This window comes from Pseudomonas sp. J452, assembly GCF_024666525.1.
Lineage (GTDB): Bacteria > Pseudomonadota > Gammaproteobacteria > Pseudomonadales > Pseudomonadaceae > Aquipseudomonas.
In genome coordinates this window covers 1,769,940-1,795,167 of the sequence record NZ_CP088294.1, presented here as the reverse complement: position 1 = coordinate 1,795,167, position 25,228 = coordinate 1,769,940, and the positions used below count along the sequence as shown (strand labels likewise).

Annotated in this window: 21 protein-coding genes and 1 pseudogene; 14 read left to right on the top strand and 8 right to left on the bottom strand. The window is 65.6% G+C overall.

The features are described 5' to 3' along the window. Nucleotides 1-8 precede the first annotated feature (8 nt). Nucleotides 9-1,076, top strand: coding sequence for a tRNA epoxyqueuosine(34) reductase QueG (queG, locus tag LRS11_RS08055; RefSeq protein ID WP_260496335.1), 1,068 nt, complete (start codon nucleotides 9-11; stop codon nucleotides 1,074-1,076). Nucleotides 1,077-1,146: 70 nt separating this feature from the next. Here queG and orn read toward each other — a convergent pair whose 3' ends face one another. Together orn and LRS11_RS08045 are read right to left on the bottom strand one after the other, a co-directional pair. Beyond that, complete coding sequence (orn, locus tag LRS11_RS08050; RefSeq protein WP_260496334.1) at nucleotides 1,147-1,692, bottom strand: oligoribonuclease; 546 nt, start codon at nucleotides 1,690-1,692, stop codon at nucleotides 1,147-1,149. A 41-nt stretch (nucleotides 1,693-1,733) separates the two neighbouring features. After that, nucleotides 1,734-2,504: a class I SAM-dependent methyltransferase gene (locus LRS11_RS08045; RefSeq protein WP_260496333.1), complete on the bottom strand. Its 771-nt coding sequence runs from the start codon at nucleotides 2,502-2,504 to the stop codon at nucleotides 1,734-1,736. Nucleotides 2,505-2,626: 122 nt separating this feature from the next. On the opposite strand from LRS11_RS08045, the pseudogene rsgA reads away from it, so the two are divergent. Beyond that, a pseudogene (rsgA, locus tag LRS11_RS08040) lies at nucleotides 2,627-3,657 on the top strand (small ribosomal subunit biogenesis GTPase RsgA). 63 nt (nucleotides 3,658-3,720) lie between these two features. Here rsgA and motB read toward each other — a convergent pair. Beyond that, nucleotides 3,721-4,764 (bottom strand): flagellar motor protein MotB, encoded by a 1,044-nt coding sequence (gene motB / locus LRS11_RS08035; RefSeq protein WP_260496332.1) that lies wholly within the window; start codon nucleotides 4,762-4,764, stop codon nucleotides 3,721-3,723. 5 nt (nucleotides 4,765-4,769) lie between these two features. After that, entirely contained in the window at nucleotides 4,770-5,621 is an 852-nt protein-coding gene (gene motA / locus LRS11_RS08030) for a flagellar motor stator protein MotA (RefSeq protein ID WP_260496331.1), read from the bottom strand. Between the two features lie 119 nt (nucleotides 5,622-5,740). On the opposite strand from motA, the gene LRS11_RS08025 reads away from it, so the two are divergent. The 6 genes from LRS11_RS08025 to LRS11_RS08000 all read left to right on the top strand — a co-directional run bounded on the left by LRS11_RS08025 (nucleotide 5,741) and on the right by LRS11_RS08000 (nucleotide 14,198). Then, complete coding sequence (locus LRS11_RS08025; RefSeq protein WP_260496330.1) at nucleotides 5,741-7,258, top strand: HDOD domain-containing protein; 1,518 nt, start codon at nucleotides 5,741-5,743, stop codon at nucleotides 7,256-7,258. 116 nt (nucleotides 7,259-7,374) lie between these two features. Beyond that, nucleotides 7,375-8,190, top strand: a complete 816-nt coding sequence (locus tag LRS11_RS08020) for a rhodanese-like domain-containing protein (protein WP_260496329.1) — start codon at nucleotides 7,375-7,377, stop codon at nucleotides 8,188-8,190. A gap of 64 nt (nucleotides 8,191-8,254) precedes the next feature. Then, entirely contained in the window at nucleotides 8,255-9,121 is an 867-nt protein-coding gene (gene asd / locus LRS11_RS08015) for an archaetidylserine decarboxylase (RefSeq protein ID WP_260496881.1), read from the top strand. 9 nt (nucleotides 9,122-9,130) lie between these two features. Next, nucleotides 9,131-10,096: an HPP family protein gene (locus tag LRS11_RS08010; protein WP_260496328.1), complete on the top strand. Its 966-nt coding sequence runs from the start codon at nucleotides 9,131-9,133 to the stop codon at nucleotides 10,094-10,096. 158 nt (nucleotides 10,097-10,254) lie between these two features. Further along, nucleotides 10,255-12,063, top strand: coding sequence for a molecular chaperone (locus LRS11_RS08005; protein WP_260496327.1), 1,809 nt, complete (start codon nucleotides 10,255-10,257; stop codon nucleotides 12,061-12,063). Between the two features lie 65 nt (nucleotides 12,064-12,128). Next, nucleotides 12,129-14,198, top strand: a complete 2,070-nt coding sequence (locus LRS11_RS08000; protein WP_260496326.1) for an EAL domain-containing protein — start codon at nucleotides 12,129-12,131, stop codon at nucleotides 14,196-14,198. Between the two features lie 260 nt (nucleotides 14,199-14,458). On the opposite strand, the gene serB is transcribed toward LRS11_RS08000, so the two are convergent. Further along, nucleotides 14,459-15,673: a phosphoserine phosphatase SerB gene (serB, locus tag LRS11_RS07995; RefSeq protein WP_260496325.1), complete on the bottom strand. Its 1,215-nt coding sequence runs from the start codon at nucleotides 15,671-15,673 to the stop codon at nucleotides 14,459-14,461. A gap of 158 nt (nucleotides 15,674-15,831) precedes the next feature. Here serB and LRS11_RS07990 point away from each other — a divergent pair, with 158 nt between their 5' ends. Next, nucleotides 15,832-17,376: an AhpA/YtjB family protein gene (locus LRS11_RS07990; protein ID WP_260496324.1), complete on the top strand. Its 1,545-nt coding sequence runs from the start codon at nucleotides 15,832-15,834 to the stop codon at nucleotides 17,374-17,376. Then, entirely contained in the window at nucleotides 17,373-17,921 is a 549-nt protein-coding gene (locus tag LRS11_RS07985) for a metal-dependent hydrolase (RefSeq protein WP_260496323.1), read from the top strand. The genes LRS11_RS07990 and LRS11_RS07985 overlap by 4 nt, the downstream gene beginning before the upstream one ends. On the opposite strand, the gene waaA is transcribed toward LRS11_RS07985, so the two are convergent. Together waaA and LRS11_RS07975 are read right to left on the bottom strand one after the other, a co-directional pair. Then, complete coding sequence (waaA, locus tag LRS11_RS07980; RefSeq protein ID WP_260496322.1) at nucleotides 17,895-19,169, bottom strand: lipid IV(A) 3-deoxy-D-manno-octulosonic acid transferase; 1,275 nt, start codon at nucleotides 19,167-19,169, stop codon at nucleotides 17,895-17,897. The genes LRS11_RS07985 and waaA overlap by 27 nt on opposite strands. A gap of 33 nt (nucleotides 19,170-19,202) precedes the next feature. Continuing rightward, a complete protein-coding gene (locus tag LRS11_RS07975) occupies nucleotides 19,203-20,087 on the bottom strand; it encodes a LysR family transcriptional regulator (protein WP_260496321.1) in 885 nt (294 codons plus the stop codon). 283 nt (nucleotides 20,088-20,370) lie between these two features. Here LRS11_RS07975 and LRS11_RS07970 point away from each other — a divergent pair, with 283 nt between their 5' ends. The 4 genes from LRS11_RS07970 to LRS11_RS07955 all read left to right on the top strand — a co-directional run bounded on the left by LRS11_RS07970 (nucleotide 20,371) and on the right by LRS11_RS07955 (nucleotide 23,729). Then, a complete protein-coding gene (locus tag LRS11_RS07970; RefSeq protein ID WP_173209767.1) occupies nucleotides 20,371-20,703 on the top strand; it encodes a multidrug efflux SMR transporter in 333 nt (110 codons plus the stop codon). A 63-nt stretch (nucleotides 20,704-20,766) separates the two neighbouring features. Beyond that, nucleotides 20,767-21,942, top strand: a complete 1,176-nt coding sequence (locus LRS11_RS07965) for an FAD-dependent oxidoreductase (protein ID WP_260496320.1) — start codon at nucleotides 20,767-20,769, stop codon at nucleotides 21,940-21,942. Next, nucleotides 21,939-22,757, top strand: coding sequence for an aldo/keto reductase (locus LRS11_RS07960; protein ID WP_260496319.1), 819 nt, complete (start codon nucleotides 21,939-21,941; stop codon nucleotides 22,755-22,757). The genes LRS11_RS07965 and LRS11_RS07960 overlap by 4 nt, the downstream gene beginning before the upstream one ends. A 69-nt stretch (nucleotides 22,758-22,826) precedes the next feature. Continuing rightward, nucleotides 22,827-23,729: a metal ABC transporter ATPase gene (locus LRS11_RS07955; RefSeq protein ID WP_260496318.1), complete on the top strand. Its 903-nt coding sequence runs from the start codon at nucleotides 22,827-22,829 to the stop codon at nucleotides 23,727-23,729. A gap of 31 nt (nucleotides 23,730-23,760) precedes the next feature. Here the strand turns inward: LRS11_RS07955 and hldE are convergent, their stop codons facing one another. Beyond that, nucleotides 23,761-25,182, bottom strand: a complete 1,422-nt coding sequence (gene hldE, locus LRS11_RS07950; RefSeq protein WP_260496317.1) for a bifunctional D-glycero-beta-D-manno-heptose-7-phosphate kinase/D-glycero-beta-D-manno-heptose 1-phosphate adenylyltransferase HldE — start codon at nucleotides 25,180-25,182, stop codon at nucleotides 23,761-23,763. Nucleotides 25,183-25,228 lie beyond the last annotated feature (46 nt).

Genomic DNA, 25,228 nt, shown 5'->3' with positions numbered 1-25,228 from the left:
ACTCCAGCATGTCGAACTCCCTTCCCGATCTCGTGCACCTGGCGCAGTCCATCAAGGACTGGGGCCGCGAGCTGGGCTTCCAGCAGGTCGGCATCGCCGATGTCGAACTGGGCGAGCACGAGCAGCACCTGCAGCGCTGGCTGGAGGCCGGTTACCAGGGCGAAATGGACTACATGGCAGCGCACGGCAGCAAACGCTCGCACCCGGATGAACTGGTGCCGGGCACCCTGCGCGTGGTCTCGCTGCGCATGGACTACCTGCCCGGCGATACACAGATGGCCGAACGCCTGGCCCAGCCCGAGCACGCCTACGTGTCGCGCTACGCGCTGGGCCGCGACTACCACAAGCTGATCCGCAAGCGCCTGCAGCAACTGGCCGAGCGCATCCAGGCGGCCATCGGCCCGTTCGGCTACCGCGCCTTCGTCGACAGTGCACCGGTGCTGGAGAAGGCCATCGCGGAAAAAGCCGGGCTCGGCTGGATCGGCAAGAACACCCTGGTACTCAATCGCAAGGCCGGCAGCTGGTTCTTCCTCGGCGAACTGTTCGTCGACCTGCCGCTGCCAGTGGACGCGCCCCACGCCAGCGAGCACTGCGGGCGCTGCACGGCCTGCCTGGATGTCTGCCCGACCAATGCCTTCGTCGGCCCCTATGTGCTGGATGCGCGGCGCTGCATTTCCTACCTGACCATCGAGCTGAAAGGCGCAATTCCCGTCGAGTTGCGCAGCCTGATCGGCAACCGCGTATTCGGCTGCGACGACTGCCAGATCGTCTGCCCGTGGAACCGCTTCGCCCGCCCCACCAGCCAGGGCGACTTCCAGCCGCGCCACGGCCTGGACAGCAGTAGCCTGGCCGAGTTGTTCCTGTGGAGCGAGGAGGAGTTCCTCAGCCGCACCGAAGGCTCGCCATTGCGCCGCAGCGGCTACGAGAACTGGCTGCGCAACCTGGCGGTGGGCCTGGGCAATGCGCCGTCGAGCATTCCCGTGTTGGAAGCGCTGAAGGCGCGCCGCGAACATCCGTCTGAATTGGTGCGCGAGCATGTCGAGTGGGCTCTGGCGCGGCACGGCTTGAATCCGTAGGAGCGAGCTCTGCTCGCGAAACTGGCCCACGCAGAACCGTTCGCGAGCAGAGCTCGCTCCTACGCAGGCATTACACCTTGAGGAAGTGCTGGCGGTAGTGCTTCAGCTCGGCGATCGACTCGCGGATATCGTCCAGCGCCTGGTGGGTGCCCTGTTTCTGGAACGAGTCCTTGACCTGCGGCGCCCACATGCCGGCGAGGATCTTCAGGGTCGACACATCCAGGTAGCGGTAGTGGAAGTAGGCTTCCAGGTTCTGCATGTACTTGTAGAGGAAGCGCCGATCCTGGCCGATGCTGTTGCCGCAGATCGGTGACTTGCCTTTCGGCACCCACTGTTCGAGGAAGGCGATGGTCTGTGCCTCCGCCTCGGCCGGGCCGACCTTGCTCTCGCGCACGCGCTGGGTCAGGCCGCTCTCGCCATGGGTACGGGTGTTCCACTCGTCCATGCTCGCCAGCAGCTCATCACTCTGGTGCACGGCGATCACCGGGCCTTCGGCGAGGATGTTGAGGTCGCTGTCGGTGACGATGGTGGCCATCTCGATGATGACGTCCCGCTCCGGTTCCAGCCCGGTCATTTCCAGGTCGATCCAGATCAGGTTGTTGGGGTTCTGCGGCATAAGGGTTACTCCTGAGTCCAAGGCGCCAGTTTAGCAGCAGGCTACAGCCGCCAGAGCAACAGGCGTGAGTCGCGCCAATCCTGCAGTTCGATGACTTCCTGCGCCGGCACCTGCGGAATCGCGAAGCTGTTGCTGATCAGCAGGGCACCGGGACGCATTTCCGCGCGCGCTTTCTGCCACAGCTGCGCCATCGGGGCCGGCGAGAGGAAGCAATAGACCACATCGTACGGGCCCAGCGCCTCGTGCCACAGGCTGCGGTAGCGCACCCGGCAATTGCGGTACGGCAGGCAGCGCAACCAGGCGCAGAGGAATACCAACGGCGCCGTCTCCACCCCGTGTAGACGCGCCTGCGGATAGTCACGCGCCAGCTGCACCAGGGTGCCCGCCAGACCGCAGCCCAGATCGATGAAGCGAAAGTCCGCCGGCAGCCCGGCCAGGCGCTCGCTCAGGCGCTGGCGGGTGCGCGCGCCGCTGAGGTACAGCGGCACCCGTTCGCGAAAGCTGTTCCAGTTGACCAGCAACAGCAGCAGAAAAGCGCCGAGAAACCACCAGGACGGCAGTTCGCGCACCTGCAGGGCCAGCAGCGCCGGCACGAAGGCGAGGTTGAGTGGCAACCACCAGCGGCGCAACCCCAGCCAGTGCCCCAGCGCCGCCGCCAACCCGCCCTGCAAGACGGCAGCCTGCCACAGCGGCAGGCGCCAACCCGCCAGCTGTTTGAGCAGCACCAGCAGCAGCGCCACGCCGAGCAGGGCCAGCAACTGGGCGAGCAACGCCAGCACGGCCGGGTAGCGATTACGCAGAAGATCGAACATGGGGCGACGGACATCCGGCAGTAGTTGAAGGCTGCGCCTGTTGTACCAGCTCAGGAGTCTCCACAGCCAGCACCCGGGCCGCGTGCTAAACTCGCGGCCGTTTCACTTCCCCCGGAAAGGTCATGGCCAAACGCCAACTCACCCGCCGCCAAACCTGGCGCATCGATAAAGTTCAGGAAGAGCGTGCCGCCCGCGCTGCCAAGCGCGAATCACGCATGCTCGACGAGCTGGAGGGGGTGACCTGGGTCCGGAGCAGATCGGCCTGGTAATCGCCCACTTCGGCATTCAGGTCGAGGTCGAGGCACTGGATGGCGAACAGGCCGGCCAGGTCTGCCGCTGCCACCTGCGCACCAACCTGCCGACCCTAGTCACCGGCGACCGCGTGGTCTGGCGGGCCGGCAACCAGGGCATCGGCGTGATCGTCGCGCAGCTGCCGCGCAGCTCCGAGCTGTGCCGCCCGGACATGCGCGGCCAGCTCAAACCGGTGGCCGCCAACGTCGACCTGATCGTCATCGTCTTCGCCCCGCTGCCGCACGCCCACGCCAACCTGATCGACCGCTACCTGATCGCCGCCGAGCACGCCGGCATCCAGCCGCAACTGCTGCTGAACAAGGCGGACCTGGTCGACGAGGAAAACTCGGCGCACCTCAACAGCCTGCTGACCACCTACCGTCAGCTGGGTTACCCGCTGCTGGAAGTGTCCGCCCACGAAGGTGGCGGCATGGATGAACTGCAGAAGCGCCTGGATGGGCATGTCAGCGTGTTCGTCGGCCAGTCCGGGGTCGGCAAGTCTTCTCTGGTCAACAGCCTGCTGCCCGGCGTCGACACCCGCGTCGGCCCGCTGTCGGAAGTCACCGGCAAGGGCACCCACACCACCACCACCGCGCGCCTGTTCCACTTCCCCGGCGGCGGCGAGCTGATCGACTCCCCCGGCATCCGCGAGTTCGGCCTCGGCCACGTCAGCCGCGACGACGTCGAAGCCGGCTTCATCGAGTTCCGCGAGCTGCTCGGCACCTGCCGTTTCCGCGACTGCAAGCACGACCGCGAACCCGGCTGTGCGCTGCTCAAGGCCCTGGAAGACGGACGCATCCAGCCAAACCGGATGGCCAGCTACCGGCATATCCTGGCCAGCCTGCCGACCGCCGAGTACTGAGTCTCGTCACCGCACAAAGCAAAAGGCCGCGAGATTCGCGGCCTTCTTGTTTCTACGCACCGGTTACTCGCTGGGCTCGTCGAACTGCAGGGCACCATCTTCGAAGATATTCAGTTTCTCGCGCAGCTCAGGCGCCGGTACCGGGGCGTCTGCCGCCGGTGGCTCAGCACCGAACGGATCAATGCCGGTATCCGGCAATCCATCGGCAGGCGGGGCGACCTCACCATCACCGTCCTGCTCACCCTCGATGGCGCGCTGGGCCTTCTTGGTCAGCACGATGATATCGATGCGCCGGTTAACCGAATTGAACGGATCGGTGCGGTCGAACAAGGCTGACGAGGCGTAACCCACCACCCGCGCGACGCGCTCGTCCGGGTAGCCGCCGGCGACCAGGGTGCGCCGCGCCGCGTTGGCACGATTGGCCGACAGCTCCCAGTTGCCGAACTCGCCTTCGCCGGCAAAGGGCTTGGCGTCGGTGTGACCGCTGACGCTGATCTTGTTCGGCACGGCCTTGATGGTCTCGGCGAGGATCAGCAGGATGTCCTCGAAGTACGGCTGCAAGCGCGCACTGCCGAGATCGAACATCGGCCGGTTCTCGGCATCCATGATCTGGATGCGCAGGCCATCCTGGGTGATCTCGAAGAGGATCTGGTCCTTGAACTTCTGCAGCTGCGGATTTTCGTCGACCTTGGTCTGCAACTCCTGCAGCAGCATCTCCAGACGCTCTTGTTCGATCTGCTCGGCCAGTTGCTCGGCCTGCTTGATCTCCAGCTCCTCAGGCGTGTCCTCGGTATCCACCGTGGACTCCAGAGCATCCGGGGCATCTTTCATCTCGGGATTGAGCGTGCGATCCGGCGCCGGTGTCGGCGTACCACCGAGGTCGATGACGTAAGGGCTGGCGCTTTCGGTGAAGCCGATAGGGTCCTGGAAGTAGCCGGAAATCGCCCGTTTCTGTTCGGGCGTGGCCGAACTCATCAGCCACATCACCAGGAAAAACGCCATCATCGCGGTGGCAAAGTCGGCAAAGGCAATCTTCCAGGCACCACCATGGTGGCCGCCGGCGACCTTCTTGACCCGCTTGACGATGATTGGCTGGTTGTTTTCCATGGCCCTTAGCTACCGCGCATGGCCTGTTCGAGCTCGCTGAAGCTCGGTCGATGCGCGGGGAACAGCACCTTGCGCCCGAACTCCACGGCCAGCGTGGGCGGCATGCCGGAAGCCGAGGCCACCAGGGTTGCCTTGATCGCTTCGTAGAGGTTCAGCTCTTCCTTGGCATCGTGCCCCAGCGCATCGGCCAGTGGGCCGAAGAAACCGTAGGAGGCGAGAATGCCGAGGAACGTGCCCACCAGAGCGGTACCGACCTTTTCACCGATCTGCGCGTTGTCCGCGGAAGCGAGGATCGACATGGTGATCACGATACCCAGTACCGCGGCGACGATACCCATGGCAGGCATGCCGTCCGCCACCTTGGCCACGGCGTGGGAGGGATGTTCGAGTTCTTCCTTGAGCCCATTGAGCTCCATGTCGAACAGGCCTTCCAGCTCATGCGGGGCCATGTTGCCGGAGGACATGATGCGCAGGTAGTCGCAGATGAAGGCCGTCATGTGCGCATCCTTGAGCACCGCCGGGTACTTGCTGAAGATCGGGCTGGCGTTGGGCTCCTCGACATCCGCCTCGATGGCCATCATGCCTTCGCGACGGCTCTTGTTGAGGATCTCGTAGAGCAGCCTCAGCACCTCCAGATAGAAGGTGTGGGTGAAGCGCGAGCTGAACATCTTCAGCGACTTTTTGAACACATGCATGAAGGTGCTGCCGGGGTTGGCCTGGAGAAAGGCACCCAATGCTGCACCGCCAATGATCATCACCTCGAAGGGGTGGATCAGTGCCATGAACTTGCCGCCCGACAGAATGAAGCCGCCGAGCACGCTGCCGAGTACGACCAAAATGCCGAGGATTTTTGCCATAGGGAAATGAGCTTGAAAGGTGAGTCGTAAGGGTTCTGTAAAACAACCCTTCTATTTATCGGAAGTATTGCGCCAGACTATAGCCAGTAACGGCGAAAAGCCAGTTTGGCTCAATCTGCATGCCCACTCCAAAGCCCGTTCCACAGACGCTCGACGCCTGGCTCAAGCAGCTGGACGGCACTCGCCTGCCCGTTGCCAGCGCACAGCACGAGCGCGTGCGTAAAGCCTTGCTCGACAGCCGCTGCTCGCTGCGCGAGATCGCCGAGCTGATGCAGGATAGCCCAGTTATTGCCTTGACCCTGCTGCGCGAAGCCAACCGCACCGGCAGCAGCCTCAGCGAGCCGGCGGGAAGCCTGGAGCAGGCGCTCACCCGCCTGGGCCTGAGCCGCACCGAAGCCCTGCTGAACCAGATCCCGACACTGGATGAGGCACAAATTCCGCGCGAGCTGCGCCAGCTGCAACTGATCAGCCTGCATGCCGCGCAGCAGGCCAATGGCCTGTTCGCCAATCGCCTGGCGCGCCTGTGGCAGGAGATCCACTGGGGCAGCCTGCTGTTCTTCGCCCCGTTGTGGCCACTGGTGTACAACCATCCACAGCTGTTCAACGAATGGGAGCGGCGAGTCCTCGGCAAAGGTGAACCGGCGGCGCGCGTCGAGCGTGAACTGCTCGGCGTTCCGCTGCTGCAGCTGTGCCTGGCGCTGGCTCGGCACTGGCGTCTGCCGGACTGGATCGTGCAGGGCTATCGCCTGCTGGTCGAGGACCGCCGCCTGCTGGTCAAGGCGCTGCACATCGCCCACGACAATGAGCATCCCCTGCACCAGCAACAGATGCTCGACGCCGACCCGCACCTGCGCCGCTGGCTGACCCAGCCGGGCAACAGCATCCTGCTGGCCAACGGCCTGGCCCTATCGGCTCACCACAACTGGAGCTGCCAGCATAGCCAGCGCTGGCAGCGCCTGACCGGGTTGTATCTGCACAGCACGCTGGGGGAAGTGCAACAACTGGTGCACCAGCAAGCCGTGCAGAGCGCCTGGCAACATGCCCAAGCCGATCTCTGGCATCCGGCCGAAGCCCTGCTGTGGCCGTGGGATGCCTGCCGCCTGCAGCTGAAGCCAGTGGCTGCGCCGGTCAAGAGCGAGCCGAACGAGTGGAAGACCCAGTGCGCCCGCCTGCTGGCCAGCCCCTCGCCGTTTGCCAACACCCTGCAGCTGACCGATTGCGCCCGCGCCGCCCTGCTCGCCAGTGGCTTCCCGCGCGTGCTGCTCTTGCTGGCCGATCGCACCCACACGCGCCTGATCGCCCAGCAGGCTGCGGGTCTGCCGGTGGAGGCCGGGCAACTGCGTCTCGAACCGGCGCACAGCCAGGTGCTCAAACGCCTGCTCGCTCAACCTGGGCAGCTGCGCCTGAGTCCGGCCAACATGGCGCAGTTCTCCGCCCTCCTGCCGGGCAGCCTGAAAGCCCTGTTCGCCGGCGAACACCTGCTGCTGCGCTCGCTGGCCAGCAATGGCCGGGTGGTGATGCTGCTGATCGTCGACCAGAACGGCGGTGCAATCAGCGACAGCCAGCTGCAGGTCTTCAGCAAGACGGCCCAGTGCATTGAGCGCGCGCTGGCCAGTTTTGCCCGCCGCGGCGCCTAGAACCGGTTTACCACCTCCTGACTGTCGGCCCTACCACGTTATCGGGGCAGCTTTGCCCGCCGCGGCGCCTGGTCTTCCGCTACAATTGCGCCCTTTGACCGACCCCGAGGCCCTGCATGTCTGCCTTTCCCTCCCTGCCGCTGGTGATCGAACCGGCCGAGCTGGCCGACCACCTGCAAGCACCCGAACTGATCCTGGTCGACCTCAGCGGCGCCGCCCGTTACGCACAAGGGCACATCGCCGGGGCACACTGGGTCGACAGCAAGCGCACCCAACTGGGCCAGCCGCCGGCACCCGGCCTGCTGCCGGAAAAGGCTCAGTTGGAAGCCCTGTTCGGTGAGTTGGGCCATCGCACGGATGCGGTCTACGTGGTCTATGACGACGAGGGTGGTGGCTGGGCCGGGCGCTTTATCTGGCTGCTCGACGTGATCGGCCATGCTCGCTACCACTACCTCAATGGCGGCCTGCAGGCCTGGCTGAGCGAGGGTCGCGAGGTCACCCAGGCGCCAACTGCCAGTGCCAATGGCACACCGGCGCTCAGCCTGCATGAGGCCCCCACGGCCTCCCGCGAATACCTGCAGAGCCGCCTGGGCGCTGCCGACCTGGCGATCTGGGACGCACGTTCGCCGGCCGAGTTCAGCGGCGAAAAAGTCCTCGCCGCCAAGGGCGGACATATTCCCGGAGCGATCAATTTCGAATGGACCGCCGGTATGGACGCCCAGCACGGCCTGCGCATCCGCAGCGACCTGGCGCAGGTACTGGCTGAGTTGGGCATCACGCCAGACAAGGAAGTGATCACCCACTGCCAGACCCACCGCCGCTCCGGCTTCACCTATCTCGCCGCCAAGGCGCTCGGTTACCCACGGGTCAAGGCCTATGCCGGCTCCTGGTCGGAATGGGGCAACCATCCCGACACACCGGCCGAACGTTAAGCATCTATTTCGCGGATCTGCCGGACAGCGGCCAGATGCGCAACGGTTTGCCCCACTTCAAGGAATCTCCATGAAACAGCGTCTGTTCATCCTCAGCCAATACCTGCTGCCGCACCACCTGCTGTCGCGCCTGATCGGCTGCGCCGCCGAATGCCGCGCCGCCTGGTTCAAGGATCGCCTGATCGGCTGGTTCGCCAAGCAGTACCAGGTCAACATGAACGAGGCCCAGGTCGAAGACCTGACGGCCTACGAGCACTTCAACGCGTTCTTCACCCGCGCCCTGAAAGACGGCGCCCGCCCGCTGGATGAGGCGCCTGGCGCTATCCTCTGCCCGGCCGACGGCGCGGTCAGCCAGCTCGGCCCGATCGAGCAGGGCCGCATCTTCCAGGCCAAGGGCCACAGCTACAGCGTGCTGGAACTACTCGGTGGCGACGCCGAGCGCGCCGCGCCGTTCATGGGTGGCGACTTCGCCACCATCTACCTGTCGCCCAAGGACTACCACCGCGTGCACATGCCCCTGGGCGGCACGCTGAAGGAAATGGTCTACGTGCCGGGCCGGCTGTTCTCGGTCAACCAGACCACCGCGGAAAACGTCCCCGAACTGTTCGCCCGTAACGAGCGCGTGGTCTGCCTGTTCGACACCGAGCGCGGGCCGATGGCCGTGGTCCTGGTCGGTGCGATGATCGTCGCCAGCATCGAAACCGTCTGGGCCGGGCTGGTCACCCCGCCGAAGCGCGAACTGAAAACCACCCGTTACGACGAGGCCGCACGCGCCGCCATCGAACTGACCAAGGGCGGCGAACTGGGCCGTTTCAAGCTCGGCTCCACCGCCATCGTGCTGTTCGGCCCGCAACAGGTGCAGTGGGCCGAAGGCCTGGTCGCCGGCAGCCCGGTACGCATGGGCCAGGCCCTGGCACAATCACGCAGCTAAATCCTGGCCATGCACAGCGGTTTCTGGCAACGCTGCCTGCGTCTGCTGGGCTGGGGCACGGATGCCACCAGCCACCTGGAAAAGTACCTGGCAACCCTCGGTGCCTTTGTCGGCATCGGCCTGATCTACGCGGTCACCCACTGGCTGCTGCCGAGCGAAGCGGCATTCTGGGTGGTCGCCTCGATGGGCGCCAGCGCCGTGCTGTTGTTCGTGGTGCCACACGGCGCCCTGTCGCAACCCTGGGCGGTGATCGGCGGACATGGCCTGTCGGCGCTGGTCGGGGTGATCTGCCAGAAGCTGCTGCCGGGTTCGCCCTTCACTCCTGCGCTGGCGGTGGCCCTGGCCATCCTGGTCATGCAGTACACCCGCTGCATCCACCCACCGGGTGGCGCCACGGCACTCAGTGCGGTCGTCGGCGGTACGGCGATCCATGACCTGGGCTTCGCTTTCATGCTCAGCCCGGTTCTGCTCAATGTCGCGGTGATCCTGCTGGTCGCCGTGCTGTTCAACTGCCTGTTCCCCTGGCGCCGCTATCCGGCGGCACTGGCCCCACAGCAACCCGCCAGCAACCCCGGCGAGCTCAGCGCGGAGGATTTCTACCACGCCCTGCGCCAGGTCGATTCCTATATGGATATCCGTTTCGACGACCTGCTGGAAATCATCCAACTGGCCCAGCAACACGCCCAAGCCAGACGCCTGGAAGCCAGCGACATCCTGCTAGGCGCCTGCTACAGCAACGCCCTGCCCGGCAATGCCTGGGCCGTGCGCCAGGTGATCGATGCCGGCAAGCCCGGGCGCGGCCTGCGCGATCAGGTGATCTACAAGGTGGTCGCCGGTTCCGGCATGGGCAATACCGGGGTGTGCCGACGCCAGGACCTGGCCAACTGGGCGGCCAGTGCCGTGCTACGCGTCGACGATGGCTGGATTCGCGTCAGCGCAGCCGAGTCGGCAGCAGCCACGCAGCAGGACACCTGAGGGAACGCGAGCCAGCGCACAAGGTCCCTATTACCGATAACACCCCAGCCATCCTCTGGCTGCAGTGCCCACAGGATGCTGCTAGAGTTCCGGAAACAACAGACTAGAGCAGCCGTGCCTGGCCGTATCAGCCAGAGGCCTGCGGATAATCAGCAAGAATGGATAAACAGAGCTCTCATCTGCATTTACGCGTCCCGGTTCCCGAGAAGCAGGGCCTGTCCTTCTGCGAAGCCAGCCCGCGCGAGCTCAAGCGCTGGATCGCCGGCCTGCCCAAGGCCAACATTGGTGAGACCGCACGCCAGCTGTATCAAAGCCTGGTCGAACTGAACCAGCTGATCACCCCTGCCGACAATCGCCTGCAGTTTCTGGAGCTGATTCGCCCTGAGGTGTACTACGTCTGCCGGCACCTGGAGCGCCACTTCCTCAACCAGTCCATCGTGCTCGACGAGCGCCCACGCAAGGTCGCCAATCTCTGCCAGGCCCTGCAGAACCACTTAGCCATCGGCTACAAGCTGATCATCACCCAGGAAGTGCCGTGCTTCAGCAAAGACCGCGCTCAACTGCTGGCGGTCGCCCTGCAGCGCGCCACTCACAGTCTGTACGGCCCGCTGGTGCGCGCCAGCCAGCTGTATTGCCCGGTACCGGAAGGCTTGTGGCTGGAGCTGCATCAACTGCATCGGATTGCCCGCAAGCACGGCCTGGAGCATGCCCAGGTCAGTGACCCGCTGGCCCACAGCAGTAAAAGCCTGAGTCAGGAACAGACCTACCTGGCCGCCCTGCTGCTCGGTTGTGCCCGCTGCAACCAACTGCGCCAAAGCAGCATCGCGCGCCTGGCAGAGGCCCTTGAAGGCTGGAGCAGCCGGGTCGAGCTGCAGAGCGCCGATCAGCCGCACAGCCTGTTCGTGATTGCCTCGCGACAGGACGGCCCACCACGCTACAAATCGCTGTTCAGCGAAAACGAACTGCCCAACCTGCTCGGCCTCGACCCCCACGGCCTGGTCGACTCGATCAAGGAATACCTGCTGCTGCCGCCAGAGAGTCGCGACCCACAGAAATTCCCGGTCCCCGAAGGGGTCAGCCTGGACTTGCTGCAGCACCTGAGCTCCGCCTGGGGCGATATTTCCGAGCGCACCTTCCAGCGCAATCCGGGCAAGGGCAGCCTGACCCTGTGCATTGGCATGACCGCCGTGCACTTCTTCCTGGCCGGCAGAAAGAGCTTCGCCGATGTCCTGCAACGCCCGGAGGCTGCACACAGCAGCGCCCAGTTCAAGCCGAAGAAGAGCGGCGACGGCCCGGACATCTGGGCTGGCGCCTTCGATGCCCAGCGCGAAAGCCATTGGGGCTCGGCGATGGAGGAAATCGAATACAAGAGCGGCGGCAACAAGATTGCCAGCGCCCCCGCCGAAGTCGAAGAAAGCTACCCGACCTTCGAGCTGCCGATCATCAACCACAGCCCCGGCGGCTATTGCCTGAGCTGGCCGCGCGAAGTGCCGGGACAGATGCAAGCCGGTGAACTGCTCGGCATCCAGGATGCCCCCGGACACAACTGGAGCGTGGCGGTCGTGCGCTGGATTCGGCAGGTTCGCGGTGGCGGCACGCAGATGGGCATCGAACTGATCGCTCCGCAGGCACAACCCTGCGGCCTGCAGCTGCTGCGCAAGAACGAGCAGAGCAGCAGCTACCTGCGCGCCCTGCTGCTGCCGGCAATCAGTGCCATTTCGCGCCCGGCCAGCCTGATTACCCCGCGCCTGCCCTTCCAGGAAAGCAACAAGGTCAGCGTCAACCTGAATGGCCAGGAACTGCGCGCCATCCTTAGCCGACGGCAGACCAGCACAGGCAGTTTCAGCCAGTTCGAATACCGCAAACTGGAGCAGCAAAACGTCCCAGCCGGGAGCCCGGTCACAGCTCAGGAACGCCCCGGCAAGAGCGGGGAGGAAGATTTTGACTCGCTCTGGAAGTCACTGTAGATTGCCAGAACGCACCTTTTGTCGCCTTTTTGCGCCCGTTCTTCGGCGCTTTCCAAGCAAAAACCATGGCCATCGAAAAAAAAACCATCCGTCTGCTGATTCTTGAAGATTCGCAGAACGAGGCCGAGCGACTCGTCAGCCTGTTCCGCAATTCCGGTCGCGCCACGCGCGTTCACCGCATCACCTCGGGCGACAACCTGGCAGAGGCCCTGCAGCAAAGCTGGGACCTGCTGATTGCCGCGCCGACCAGCGAACACCTCGAACCCAGTGAAGTGATCGGCGCCATTCGCCGCCAGGCCAAGGACATCCCGGTCATTCTGCTGGTCGACGGCAACGACTCCGACAGCATCACCGAAGCGCTGATGCTCGGCGCCCAGGATGCTCTGCCCCAGGGCGAAGACGAGCGCCTGATCCTGGTCGCCAACCGCGAACTGGCCAACCTCGAAGAACGCCGCGCCCGCCGCGCTGCCGAAGTAGCCCTGCGCGAAGCCGAGAAGCGCTGCCAACTGCTGCTCGACAGCTCGGTGGACGCCATCACCTACGTCCACGATGGCATGCACATCTATGCCAACCGCGCCTACCTGCAGATGTTCGCCTACGAGGATGCCGACGAACTCGAAGGCATGCCGATGATCGACCTGATCGCGGCGCAGGATCAAAGCGCCTTCAAGGACTTCCTGAAGAACTACTCCAGCGCCGATGGCAGTGCCGAACTGGCCTGTACCGGGGTCAAGGCCGATGGCCAGCGCTTCCAGGCACGCATGGGCTTCTCCCCCGCCACCTACGATGGCGAGCCGTGCATCCAGGTGGTGATCCGCGCCGAAAGCGACAACGCCGAGCTGGCAGAAAAGCTGCGCGAAATCAGCAGCCAGGACCTGGTCACCGGCCTGTTCAACCGCACCCACTTCATCGAGCTGATGGACGCCGCCGCCGAACGTGCGGTCAATGCTGGCGTGGTGTCGAGCCTGGCCTACATCTGTATCGACCGCTATGCGGGCATGGTCGGAGAAGTCGGCCTGGCCGGCATCGACCTGCTGCTCACCGATATTGCCAACCTGCTGCGCAACCACTTCGGCACTGACGCCCAGCTGGCACGCTTCGCCGATGACGTGTTCACGGTCCTGCTGCCAGCAAAAGCGCCGGAGCAGACCGGCGAATCGCTGCACAACCTGCTGAAGAAAGTCGAAGGTCACCTGTTCGACGTCAGCGGCCGCACCGTGCAGACCACCCTGTCGATTGGCGTCGCCGGGCTCAACGAGAAGACTGCACGCGCTCAGGACGTGATCGATCGCGCCCACCGCTGCGCCGACGAGATCGACGGCGGCAATGCGCTCAAACTGTACAACCCGGCCGACGAGCTGGCCGCCGCGGCCAACCGCGGCAATCTGGTGGCGATGGTGCAGCAGGCTCTGGAGAACAACAGTTTCCGCCTGCTGTTCCAGCCGGTCATCAGCCTGCGTGGCGATAGCGACGAACACTACGAAGTACTGCTGCGCCTGCTCAATCCGCAAGGTGTGGAAGTACCGCCCGGCGACTTCCTCACTGCCGCCAAGGAAGCCGGACTGGCCGAGAAGATCGACCGTTGGGTGATCCTCAACTCGATCAAGCTGTTGGCCGAACACCGCAGCAAGGGCCACAGCACCCGCCTGTTCGTGCACCTGTCGGCCAACAGCCTGCAGGATCAGACCCTGCTGCCCTGGCTCAGCGTGGCGCTCAAGGCCGCACGCCTGCCTTCGGACGCCCTGGTGTTTCAAATCGGCGAACCGGATGCGATTGCCTTCCTCAAGCAGGCCAAGGCCCTGACCCATGGCCTGGCCGAACTGCACTGCAAGGTTGCCCTGAGCCAGTTCGGCTGTGCGCTGAACCCGTTCAACACCTTCAAGTACCTCAACGTGGACTTCGTCAAGGTCGACGGCTCGTTCGCCCAGGACCTGTCCAAGGCCGAGAATCAGGAAGCCCTGAAAACCCTGCTGGCCAGCCTGCACGCCCAGGCCAAGCTGACCATCGTGCCCTTTGTCGAGAGCGCCAGCGTGCTGGCCACCCTCTGGCAGGCCGGGGTCAACTACATCCAGGGTCACTACCTGCAGGGCCCCAGTCAGTCGATGGATTACGACTTCTCTGCCGGCGACGAATAAGAACCTGCCTCGGTTCTCTTGATCGTCGGCCATGCTGCGTTGAAATCGGGCTCGGACTGCTCATTTACACCTCGTAAACTCCGCGTCCTCGCCCCATTGACTCGCTGGCGCTCACCCTTCGGGCCAGCCTACGCCTGTTACTCCCGCTGGTCGTTGCGTCTTGCCTGGCTCTAGCTCAAAAGATCCGAAACAGGCTCTAAGCGCTCCCGCAGCCATAAAAAAACCGCCTTCCGGCGGTTTTTTATGGCTGGGTAAACACCTCACTCATGCCCGTCGCGGTCGCGAAAACCGAGCAGGTAGAGGATGCCATCCAGCCCCAGGGTGGAGATCGCCTGCTTGGCCGACTGTTTGACCAGCGGTTTGGCGCGGAAGGCTACACCGAGGCCGGCCAGACCGAGCATCGGCAGGTCGTTGGCGCCGTCACCGACGGCGATGGTCTGCTCCAGACGCAGCCCCTCTTTCGCCGCCAGCTCGCGCAGCAGGTCGGCCTTGCGCTGGGCGTCGACGATTGGCTCGACTACCTGACCAGTCACCTTGCCATCGACGATCTGCAGTTCGTTGGCGAACACATAGTCGATGCCCAGCTTGGCCTGCAGCTGCTTGGCGAAGTAGGTGAAACCGCCGGAGAGGATGGCGGTCTTGTAGCCCAGCCGCTTGAGTTCGGCGAACAGTACTTCGGCGCCCTCGGTCAGGCGCAGCGAGGCACCGACTTCGGCCAGTACGCTTTCCGGCAGGCCCTGCAGCAAGGCCATGCGCTCCTTGAAGCTGGCGCGGAAATCCAGCTCACCACGCATAGCCCGCTCGGTGATTTCCGATACCTGCGCACCGACGCCGGCGGCCTTGGCCAGCTCGTCGATGACCTCGGCCTCGATCAGCGTCGAATCCATGTCGAACACCGCCAGGCGACGGTTGCGGCGGAACAGCGAGTCGCGCTGGAAGGCGATGTCGACGTTCAGTTCCTGCGCCACGCTGAGGAACTCGGCGCGCAGCGCCACCGCATCGGCCGGCTCGCCGCGCACGGAGAACTCGATGCAGCCCTTGCCCTGGTCAGCCGGGGTGTCCAGCGGCATGCGCCCGGACAGGCGATCGATATGGTCGATATTCAGGCCGTACTTGGCGGTGATCGAGCTGACCCGCTGCAGCTGCTCGGCGGTGACCTTACGCGTCAGCAAGGTGACGATATAGCGCGGCTTGCCCTGGCCGCCGACCCACTGCTGGTAGTCCGCCTCGGAAACCGGGGTGAAGCGCACCTGCTGATCCAGCTTGTAGGCAGTGAACAGCACATCCTTGAGCACCGAGGAGGCCTGCTCGGTATCCGGAATCTCGACCAGGATGCCGAACGACAGGGTGTCGTGGATCACCGCCTGACCGATGTCGAGGATATTCACCCCGCCCTGGGCGAGGACACCGGTGATAGCCGCGGTCAGGCCCGGGCGATCTTCCCCGGTGATGTTGATCAGGACGATTTCGCGCAAGGCGTTCACTCCCAGGCAGGCAAGATGGTCGGCAAAAGGGCACTGCGGCCCGTCGAAAGGCGCACATTCTAACCAGTTTCCGCGCCGCCAGGCGCTTTGCCCGCCTAGGTGGCGTGGTTATACTGCGCGGCAATTTCCGCCGATAAGAGCCGTGCCCTGTGAATCGGCCCGCCCAGGTCAAACCCGACAACTTCTTCCTCCTGCTGTTTCACGCCCTGCGCCAGCGGCGCGTGCCTCTGGCGCTGCGCATTGCCAGCCACAGCATCCTGCTGGTGGCCCTGGCGCTGGTGATCTACGCCTGGGTCATGGGCATGCAGTTCAAGCAGGCCATGCAGCAGCAGGCCGATGCCCTCGGCCAGAGCCTGACCGTGCAGACGGCCGCTTCGGCCACCGAGCTGCTGGTGTCCAACGACATCCTCAGCCTCAACGTGCTGCTCAGCAACCTGGCGAAGAACCCGCTGGTAGCCCACGCCGCCATCTACAGCGTGGACAACCGCATCCTCGCCGAGGCCGGCTCACGCCCGACCCAGAGCCTGCTCGGCGATACCGAAGGCCTCTACTCGACACCGATCACCTTCCAGGAAGTGATCGCAGGGCAACTGCGCATCAGTCTGGACATGCAACAGTTCCAGCAGCCGATGACCATCAGCCTGCAGAGCATGGGCCTGCTCAGCCTGATCCTGCTGGCCCTGGCCATGTCACTGAGCCTGCGCCTCGGCCGACACATCTCCACCCCGCTGCTGCAACTGCGCCTGTGGCTGCGCGACCCGGATGATCCGGCTCCCGGCGCCGGTCGCCAGGACGAGATCGGCGACCTGGCCCGCCAGCTGCAGGCCCGCCTGGTACCGGAAAAACCGTCGATAGTGGCGCCCGCCGCTGACGACTTCGCCGAGGACGAGGCGTTCTACGCCGAAGAACCGGAGCAAGACCACGAGTTCCAGATGCCCAACCTGAGCGAGCCGGACTTCGACGAGCGCGGCGAGGATTACCGGGAAGAAGGCCGCGATCTGCCGCACAGCAGCCCGGCAGAGCACGACCCCTTTGCCGATTTGCGCCCGGTCGATGAACCCGAGCCGCTGCCGACACCTGAACCCGTGGCGTTTGCCGAGCCTGCGTCCAGCGAACCGGTACTCAGCGCGGTGCTGGCGGTCCAGCTCGGCGCTCAGGAACAGCTACGCCACCTGCCACGGGCACGCCTGCTGGAACTGCTGCAACGTTATCGCGACTGCCTGGAGCAGGCTGCCGCCCTGTATCAGGGCAAGCTCTACACCCTCAACGATGGCAGCAGCCTGCTGCTGTTCAGCAGCGAATATGGCGGTGAGGACTACCTGACCCACGCCCTGTGCTGCGGCGAACTGCTGCGCGCCCTCGGCCACGCACTGCAGATCGAGGTGGCCGACAGCGGCATCACCCTGCAGCTGCAGCTGGGCCTGACCTGCACCGATCAGGAAATCGCTCCCAGCCAGGCCGAAGTTCTGCTCAGTGAAGCGGCGCAGGATGCTCTGGCCCTGTCCCAGCACAGCCGCAATCTGTTGCTGGTGCAACGAGCGATCGCCGATGAGCCGCTGGTGCGCCAGCGCGCACGCATCCGCCCGATTGCCAGCCCGGAAGGCGCCAGCTGCGTCGAACGCCTGCTGGAGCCCTACCCGTCGCTGCTGGAGCGCCAGCTGGCGCGCATGCACGAGCACCGCACCCAGCCGTGACCACTCTGATCAGCCACCCACTGCCGCTGCTGGCGGTGGGCCTGGCCCTCGGCCCGCGGATTATTCCGCCACGCCTGCTGCTGGTCGGCCTGCTGTTCACCCTGCTGCCGGATGCCGACATGCTGGCCTTCAAGCTGGGCATCGCCTACACCGACGCCTTTGGCCATCGCGGCTTCAGTCATTCGCTGCTCTTCGCCGGATTGACGGGCGTGTTCGCCGCCCTCGCCTGCCGCCTGCTCGACTGCGGCCCGCTCAAGGCCTTTATCTGGATAGCCCTGGCGACCGCCTCGCACAGCCTGCTGGATGCCGCCACCGATGGCGGCCTGGGCGTGGCCTGGCTGTGGCCATGGAGCGAGCAGCGCTTCTTCCTGCCCTGGCGGCCGATAGAGGTCTCGCCCTTCATCAACGGTTTCTTCAGCCAGCGCGGCCTCGCCGTACTGGCCTCCGAGGCGCGCTGGGTGTGGTTGCCATGCCTGCTGGTCGCGGTTGGCGGCCTGCTGCTACGCGCGACGCTGGGACTACGCGCGCGGCAACAGGCGCGCTAGCCCGGCGAGCAGACGCGCTAGCGCGCCCTGATTGGCGCGCAACACGGCCAGCCCGGCAGCGGCCATCTGCGCCGCCTGTTGCGGCTCGGCGAACAGCTGCTGCAACTGTTCCTGCAGCTCAGCGGCATCCTGCACCTCCAGCAAGTCACCGGCGCTGCGCAACTGCGCGGCGATCTCAAGGAAGTTGAACAGGTTCGGCCCGCTCAGCAGCGGCTTGCCCAGCGCCGCCGGCTCCAGCAGGTTGTGCCCGCCGTTCGGCACCAGGCTGCCACCGACAAAGGCCAGGTCGGCCAGGGCATAGAGAAACAGCAGCTCGCCCAGAGTATCGCCGAGCAACACCTGGGTATCCGCCGTCACACTTTCATCGAGGGAACGCCGCACCGTGGCGAAGCCCTCCCGCTTGCACAGTTCGAAGACGCTGACGAAACGCTCCGGATGGCGCGGCACCAGGATCAGCAGCGCCTGCGGGAAGCGCTGAAGCAACTGGCGATGGGCGGCGAGGATGATCTCGTCTTCGCCGCCATGGGTGCTGGCGGCGATCCACAGCGGGCGCTGCGCGGCGCCCCACTCCTCGCGCAGCTGACTGGCGCGCACCTGCAACTGAGCATCCACGCTCAGATCGAACTTGATCGAGCCGGTCACCTCGACACAACCGGGGCGCGCACCGAGCTGGCGGAAGCGCTCGGCCTCGGCCTCGGTCTGCACGGCGATCAGGCTCAGTTCGGCGAGCATCGGCGCAGTCAGCCGGGCGAAGCGGGCATAACCGCGCGCCGAGCGCTCGGACAGCCGCGCATTGGCCAGCACCACCGGCACACCGTGCTTGGCGCACTGGTGGATATGGTTGGGCCACAGCTCGGTTTCCATGATCAGCGCCAGGCGCGGCTGCACCTGGCGGTAGAAGCGCGCACAGGCCCAGGGCAGGTCATAGGGCAGGTAGCAATGCTGGATCTTGTCGCCGAACAGGGCCTGGATGCGCTCCGAGCCGGTCGGCGTCATGCTGGTGACGGTGATCGGCAGCCCAGGGTAGCGCACCAGCAACTCGCGGATCAGCGGGGCCGCGGCGATGCTCTCGCCCAGCGACACCGCATGCACCCAGATGCCGCCCGTGCGCATGGCCGGCAGGCCGAGGGCGAAACGTTCGCCGATACGCCGGCCATAGGCCGGCGCGCGCCAGGCACGCCAGGCCAGGCGCCCGGCAATAAGCGGCAGGAGCAGATGAAACAACAGGCTGTACAGGGCTCTATTCATGGGCGCGCAGCTTAGCAGAGCGGCCCGCACCAATCAGCCCAGCGCCTGCAGGTGCTCGGCAAAGGCTGCCGCCAGCCACAACGCTGCCGGCCCCAGCGCTTCGTCGCGGCGGCAGACCAGCTCCACCACCAGCGGCGGCGGCGTCCAGTCGCAGTTCAGTTCGACCAGTTGGCCCTGGTAAGTCGGATACTGCACCACATGCCGCGGCAACCAGGCCCAGCCGAGGTTGCGCATCAGCAGCTCGGCCATGGCGTAGAAGCTGTCGGTCCGCCAGACCGCCGGGCTGAGCTGCTCGCCGCCGGGGTAGTGGCTGTCCTGCGGTGCCATCAGCAGTTGCCGATGGCGGGCCAGCTCGCGACGGTCGACCGGTCCGGCAGCAGCCAATGGATGCCCGGCCCCGCACACGGTGACCATTTCGATGGTGCCCAGGCGCTGGCGCTCCAGGGCGTCAGGCATCTGCTCGTGGTGAAACAGCAGGCCGAGATCGGCGCGCCGCTCCAACAGCTTGCGCGCCACCTCGCCCTGGGCGCCGCTGGCCAACTGCACCTCCAGCAAGGGGAAGGCCTTAGCCAGGGCCTCAAGGCTGTCCAGCACCGGCTGATAGGGCATCGCCTCATCCTGGGCCAGGCGCAGGCGCACTTCTTCGCCGCGCACCAGGCCCAGCGCCCGACCCTCGAGGCGCTCGCACTGGCGCAGCACTTCGCGAGCCTCTTCCAGCAGTGACAGACCTGCTGCGGTCAGGCGGGGCTGGCGGCCGCTGCTGCGTTCGAACAGCAGCACGCCCAGATCAGTCTCCAGCATGGCGATGGCGTTGCTCACCGCCGACTGCGCACGCTGCAGGCGCCGTGCCACCGCGGAAAAGGACTGGCCCTCGGCGACACTGACGAACAGGCGGATCTGTTCCAGGTTCCACTGCATAGCCATCTCCATAACAGATAGGTAATCACTTTATCCCATCAGGCAGATCCCTAGAATGATCAGAGCCTGCTCACGATCTTCTGAATTAGAGTCAGATAAGGCAAAAATGGCCGAGGGAGCGGAGTTTACGAGCTGTAAATGAGCATGACTCGTTTCACTCGCTCTCCGGGTCGCGCTGAAGCGCGTTAGCCGCATGCGGCTTTCCGAGGTCATTTTTAACGCGGTATGGCCGACAGTCAGGAGATCGTGAGCAGGCTCTCAGCAGATCAACAGGAGGCTCCTCATGACCGGCTACCTCTACCTTGCCGTCGCCATCACCGCCGAAGTGATCGCTACCACCTCGATGAAGGCGCTCGACGGCTTCAACAAACCACTGCCGCTGTTGCTGGTGGTGGTCGGCTACGCGATTTCATTCTGGATGCTCAGCCTGGTGGTGAAGACCATCCCGGTCGGCGTGGCTTACGCGGTATGGGCGGGCCTGGGTATCGTGCTGGTGAGCATCGCCGCGACCTTCCTCTATCAGCAGCGCCTGGATCTACCGGCCATGCTCGGCATGGGCCTGATCGTCGCCGGCGTGGTGGTGATCCAGCTGTTCTCCAACACCATCGGCCACTGATCGGGCGAGCGCTACAAGCCGCTCGCGGTATACTGCGCGCCGGTTTTCCTTTGAGGCGCGCGCATGTCCCAAGCTCTGAGCACTGACGTTCTGATCGTCGGCGGCGGTATCGCCGGCCTCTGGCTGAACGCCCGTCTGCGCCGGCTGGGCTACGCCACCTTGCTGGTGGAAAACGCCAGCCTCGGCGGCGGGCAGAGCATGAAGTCTCAGGGCATCATCCACGGCGGTGCCAAATATGCCCTGCACGGGGCGCTAACCGGCGCCTCCGAGGCCATCGCCGACATGCCGCGGCGCTGGCGCGAGGCCCTGGCCGGCAACGGCGAGCTGGATCTGACCGGCGTACGCCTGCTGTCCGAGGCGCACTACCTATGGTCGCCGGGCAGCCTGGCCGGCAACCTGACCAGCTTCTTCGCCAGCAAGGCGGTGCGTGGCCGGGTCGACCAGGTCAAGGGCGAGCAGCTGCCGCCCGCCCTGCAACACCCGAAATTCAAGGGTAAGGTCTATCGCCTGGCCGAGCTGGTGCTCGATGTACCCAGCCTGATCACTCGCCTGGCCACGCTCGCTGGCGACAGCCTGCTGGCCGGCCATGAGATCGCCCCGCTACACGAAAACCACGAACTGGCAGGCCTGCTGGTCGATGGCCGCGAAATCCGCGCCCAGCGTGTGGTGCTCAGCGCAGGCGCTGGCAATGCCGCCCTGCTCGCCAGCCTCGGCATCAGCCAGCCGAGCCAGCAGCTGCGCCCGCTGCACATGGTGCTGGTCAAGGGGCCGAGCCTGAAACCGCTGTACGCCCACTGCCTGGGTGGCGGACCGAAACCGCGCGTCACCGTAACCACGCACCCGGCCGCCGACGGCCAGTGGGTCTGGTACCTCGGTGGCGATATCGCCGAAGCCGCTGGTGTGGCCCGCGACGAGGCTGCGCAGATCAAAGCCGCGCAGCAGGAACTGGGCGACCTGCTGCCCTGGGTCGACCTCTCCAGTGCGCGCTGGGCCACCCTGCGCGTCGACCGCGCCGAGCCGGCACAATCCGGCCTGGTGCGCCCGGACAACGCCTTCCTCGCCGACCAGGGCAAGCTGCTGGTCGGCTGGCCGACCAAGCTGGCGCTCTCGCCGGACTTCAGCGACCGCGTGCTGGCCGCCCTGCAGCGCGACGGCATCCAGCCCAGCCAGCCGCCGGCCCTGCCCGAACTGCCGCGCCCGGCGGTTGCCCGTCCGGTGTGGGAGGAGCTGCTGCCATGAGCCTGCACGACCTGCATCGCCCGCTGGGCAGCACCGGCCTGCTGGTCTCGCCGCTGGGCCTGGGCACGGTCAAGCTCGGTCGCGACCAGGGCGTGAAGTACCCCAACGGCTTCACCATCCCCGATGACGCGGCCGCGCGCAACCTGCTGGCCCAGGCCCGCGACCTCGGCATCAACCTGATCGACACGGCGCCGGCCTACGGCATCAGCGAGCAGCGCCTCGGCCCGCTGCTGCGCGGCCAACGCCACGACTGGCTGATCGTCAGCAAGGTCGGCGAGGAGTTCGAGGGCGGCCAGTCGCACTTCGACTTCAGCCCGACCCATGCGCGCTTCTCCGTCGAGCGCAGCCTGCAGCGCCTGCAGACCGACTGCATCGACCTGCTGCTGGTGCACTCGGACGGCAACGACGTGGCCATCCTGCGGGACAGCGGCATCTACCAGACCCTCGCCGAGCTCAAGCGCGAGGGCAAGATCCGCGCCTTCGGTCTGTCCGGCAAAACGGTCGAGGGCGGCCTGCTGGCTCTCGAACAGAGCGACTGCGCCATGGTCACCTACAACCTCGCCGAACAGGCCGAGAAGCCGGTGCTCGACTATGCGGCCGCGCATGGCAAGGGCATCCTGATCAAGAAAGCCCTGGCCAGCGGCCATGTCTGCCTGGCCGCCGGGCAAGACCCGGTGCGCGCCAGCTTCGAGCTGCTGTTCGGCCATCCCGGGGTGAGCAGCGCCATCGTCGGCACCATCAACCCACAGCACCTAGCGGCCAACGTCGCCACCGCCGCCGCGGTGATCCGCGACTACACTGCACAGCTCCGATAGATCGCCGCGCTCAAGATCCCGCCCTGCGCATCCCAACCCCGCCTAGCGTGCAGCACCGCAGGAGCCCGCATGCCCAGACAACTCGCCCGCAAAGACCCGAGCACCTTCAAGACCCTGCCGCTGTATGTCGAGGCCACTGCGGAGGGCCTGTATTACCGCAGCCAGGGCCTGCCGCTGAACTTTGCGCAGATGCAGGAGCGCCGTCGCCCGATCAGCGTGGCTGACAGCTGGCATTTCGCGACAGAACTGGCCAACCTCGGCGTCTCGGTGCGTTTGACCCTCAACTGGCAGGGTCGCGACTACTGGCTGCTAGTACGCCAGCGCCGCCCGGACCGCGGCGATGTGGTGCTCAAGCTGATCTCCGGCTACGTTCCGGCCCACGAACTGAACCTGCCGCTGCTCACTGCCATCCAGGAAGTGGCCGAGGAGTGCCTGATCGAAACCGCCGATGGCTGGCTGGGCGGACGCTTCGGCGATACCTGGCTGCCCACGCCGTACCAGCCGCTGCGTTACCGCGAAGCCTGCCACTTCCGCCTCAGCCCGCTGTCCGGCGCGGCACGCCCGGTGCAGGGCGGCAACCTGATGCTGATCGAACGCCCGCTGGCCTATGTGCACCTGCCCACCGCCTCGCTGCAGCTGGTCTATGACATGCGCCTGGAGCTGCCCAAGGACTGCCGCCTGCCGAGCTTGTTCCACGTCGACGAATGCCTAGAAGACGGCCAGCTGATCGCCCGCCTGGAGCGCCGGCGCCCCGACCTGTACCTGCTGCCGCTGCGTCAGGGCCGCCCCAGCGGCGAGCTGTTCACCCTAAAACAGGGCGAGCTGCAGCCGGCCAGTTGCCGAGGACTGTGGCTATCCGAGAGTTTTGCCGAGCAGGATGGCTGGCTGGTGCGTGACGAGCGCATCCGCTGGAAGGACTGGCTGGTACGCCTGGCGCAGGAAGAGCAGGAAGCCGGCCGCCTGGCCGGCTAGACGAAGCGCGCCACGAGACTGGCGCGATCGCTTATTTGTTGCGGATCTTCTCGACTATGGCAGTGGTCGAGCTGTTTTCCACCAGCCCCAACACCCGCACCTCACCGCCGTAGGCACGCACGATATCGGCACCGACCACGCCTTCGATGCCATAGTCGCCGCCCTTGACCAGCACGTCCGGCTTGACCGCACGCAGCAGGTTTTCCGGAGTGTCCTCGGCGAAGCTCACCACCCAGTCCACAGCGCCGAGGCCGGCCAGCACGGCCATGCGCCGGTCGACTGCATTGATCGGCCGGCCCGGGCCTTTCAGGCGGCTGACCGAAGCGTCGTCGTTGACCGCCAGCACCAGGCGATCGCCCTGGGCACGGGCCTGTTCCAGGTAGGTCACGTGACCGGCATGCAGGATGTCGAAGCAGCCATTGGTGAAGACGATCTTCTCGCCATGGGCGCGCGCATCCTCAATCACCACCAGCAGCTGCTCGAGGCTCACCACGCCACGCTCGGAACCTTGCTCGCGCTGCACCGCCCGGCGCAGCTCAGGCGCACTGATGGCCGCGGTGCCCAGCTTGCCGACCACGATGCCGGCCGCCAGGTTGGCCAGCGCCACCGCCTGCGGCAGTTCCTCGCCGGCGGCCAGGCTGGCAGCCAGGGTGGAAATCACCGTGTCGCCGGCACCGGTCACATCGAACACTTCGCGGGCGCGCGCCGGCAGGTGCAGCGGGCCGTGATCGGGGCGTAGCAGGGTCATGCCGTGCTCGCCGCGGGTCACCAGCAAGGCGCCCAGCTCCAGCTCCAGCATCAACTGGGCACCGCGACTGACCAGCTCGGCCTCATCGGCACAATGACCGACGATGGCCTCGAACTCGCTGAGATTGGGCGTGATCAGGCTGGCGCCGCGATAAATGGAGAAATCCTTGCCCTTGGGGTCGGCCAGCACCGGAATGCCCTTGCTGCGCGCCAACTGCACCAGGACCTGGTGGTTCTTCAGGGCGCCCTTGCCGTAGTCCGACAGCACCAGCACCTTGACCCCATCGAGCAATCCATCGACGTCGGCAGCCAGGGCCTCGGCGTCAGTGTTGAAGGGCTCTTCGAAGTCCATGCGCAGCAATTGCTGGTGACGGCTCATGACCCGCAACTTGACGATGGTCGGCTGCTCGTCGATGCGCTGGAAGTGCGCCTGTACACCGGCGGCATGCAGGCTGTCGGTCAGGCTATGGGCCGCTTCGTCGCGACCGGTAACGCCAACCAGCAACGCCGGCGCACCGAGGGCAGCGATGTTCAGCGCAACGTTGGCGGCACCGCCCGGACGGTCCTCGATCTGCTCGACCTTGACCACCGGCACTGGCGCCTCCGGAGAAATCCGCGAAGTGCCGCCGTGCCAGTAACGGTCGAGCATGACATCGCCCACCACTAGAACTGTGGCACAGTCGAACCGCGGCATGGACACTTTCATAAACACCCCAGAGGCACCTTAAAAACGCAGATTAGCACAGCCGTCC

Bases quoted from the DNA above. Each gene is read 5' to 3' on its own strand.
- LRS11_RS07965 (WP_260496320.1), top strand. From the start codon at position 20,767: ATGTCCCAAGCTCTGAGCACTGACGTTCTGATCGTCGGCGGCGGTATC.
- LRS11_RS07970 (WP_173209767.1), top strand. From the start codon at position 20,371: ATGACCGGCTACCTCTACCTTGCCGTCGCCATCACCGCCGAAGTGATC.
- LRS11_RS08020 (WP_260496329.1), top strand. From the start codon at position 7,375: ATGTCTGCCTTTCCCTCCCTGCCGCTGGTGATCGAACCGGCCGAGCTG.
- LRS11_RS07955 (WP_260496318.1), top strand. From the start codon at position 22,827: ATGCCCAGACAACTCGCCCGCAAAGACCCGAGCACCTTCAAGACCCTG.
- waaA (WP_260496322.1), bottom strand. From the start codon at position 19,169: ATGAATAGAGCCCTGTACAGCCTGTTGTTTCATCTGCTCCTGCCGCTT.
- LRS11_RS08025 (WP_260496330.1), top strand. From the start codon at position 5,741: ATGCCCACTCCAAAGCCCGTTCCACAGACGCTCGACGCCTGGCTCAAG.
- LRS11_RS08005 (WP_260496327.1), top strand. From the start codon at position 10,255: ATGGATAAACAGAGCTCTCATCTGCATTTACGCGTCCCGGTTCCCGAG.
- LRS11_RS07960 (WP_260496319.1), top strand. From the start codon at position 21,939: ATGAGCCTGCACGACCTGCATCGCCCGCTGGGCAGCACCGGCCTGCTG.
- orn (WP_260496334.1), bottom strand. From the start codon at position 1,692: ATGCCGCAGAACCCCAACAACCTGATCTGGATCGACCTGGAAATGACC.
- queG (WP_260496335.1), top strand. From the start codon at position 9: ATGTCGAACTCCCTTCCCGATCTCGTGCACCTGGCGCAGTCCATCAAG.
- motB (WP_260496332.1), bottom strand. From the start codon at position 4,764: ATGGAAAACAACCAGCCAATCATCGTCAAGCGGGTCAAGAAGGTCGCC.
- LRS11_RS08045 (WP_260496333.1), bottom strand. From the start codon at position 2,504: ATGTTCGATCTTCTGCGTAATCGCTACCCGGCCGTGCTGGCGTTGCTC.
- hldE (WP_260496317.1), bottom strand. From the start codon at position 25,182: ATGAAAGTGTCCATGCCGCGGTTCGACTGTGCCACAGTTCTAGTGGTG.
- LRS11_RS08000 (WP_260496326.1), top strand. From the start codon at position 12,129: ATGGCCATCGAAAAAAAAACCATCCGTCTGCTGATTCTTGAAGATTCG.
- LRS11_RS07975 (WP_260496321.1), bottom strand. From the start codon at position 20,087: ATGCAGTGGAACCTGGAACAGATCCGCCTGTTCGTCAGTGTCGCCGAG.
- motA (WP_260496331.1), bottom strand. From the start codon at position 5,621: ATGGCAAAAATCCTCGGCATTTTGGTCGTACTCGGCAGCGTGCTCGGC.
- LRS11_RS08010 (WP_260496328.1), top strand. From the start codon at position 9,131: ATGCACAGCGGTTTCTGGCAACGCTGCCTGCGTCTGCTGGGCTGGGGC.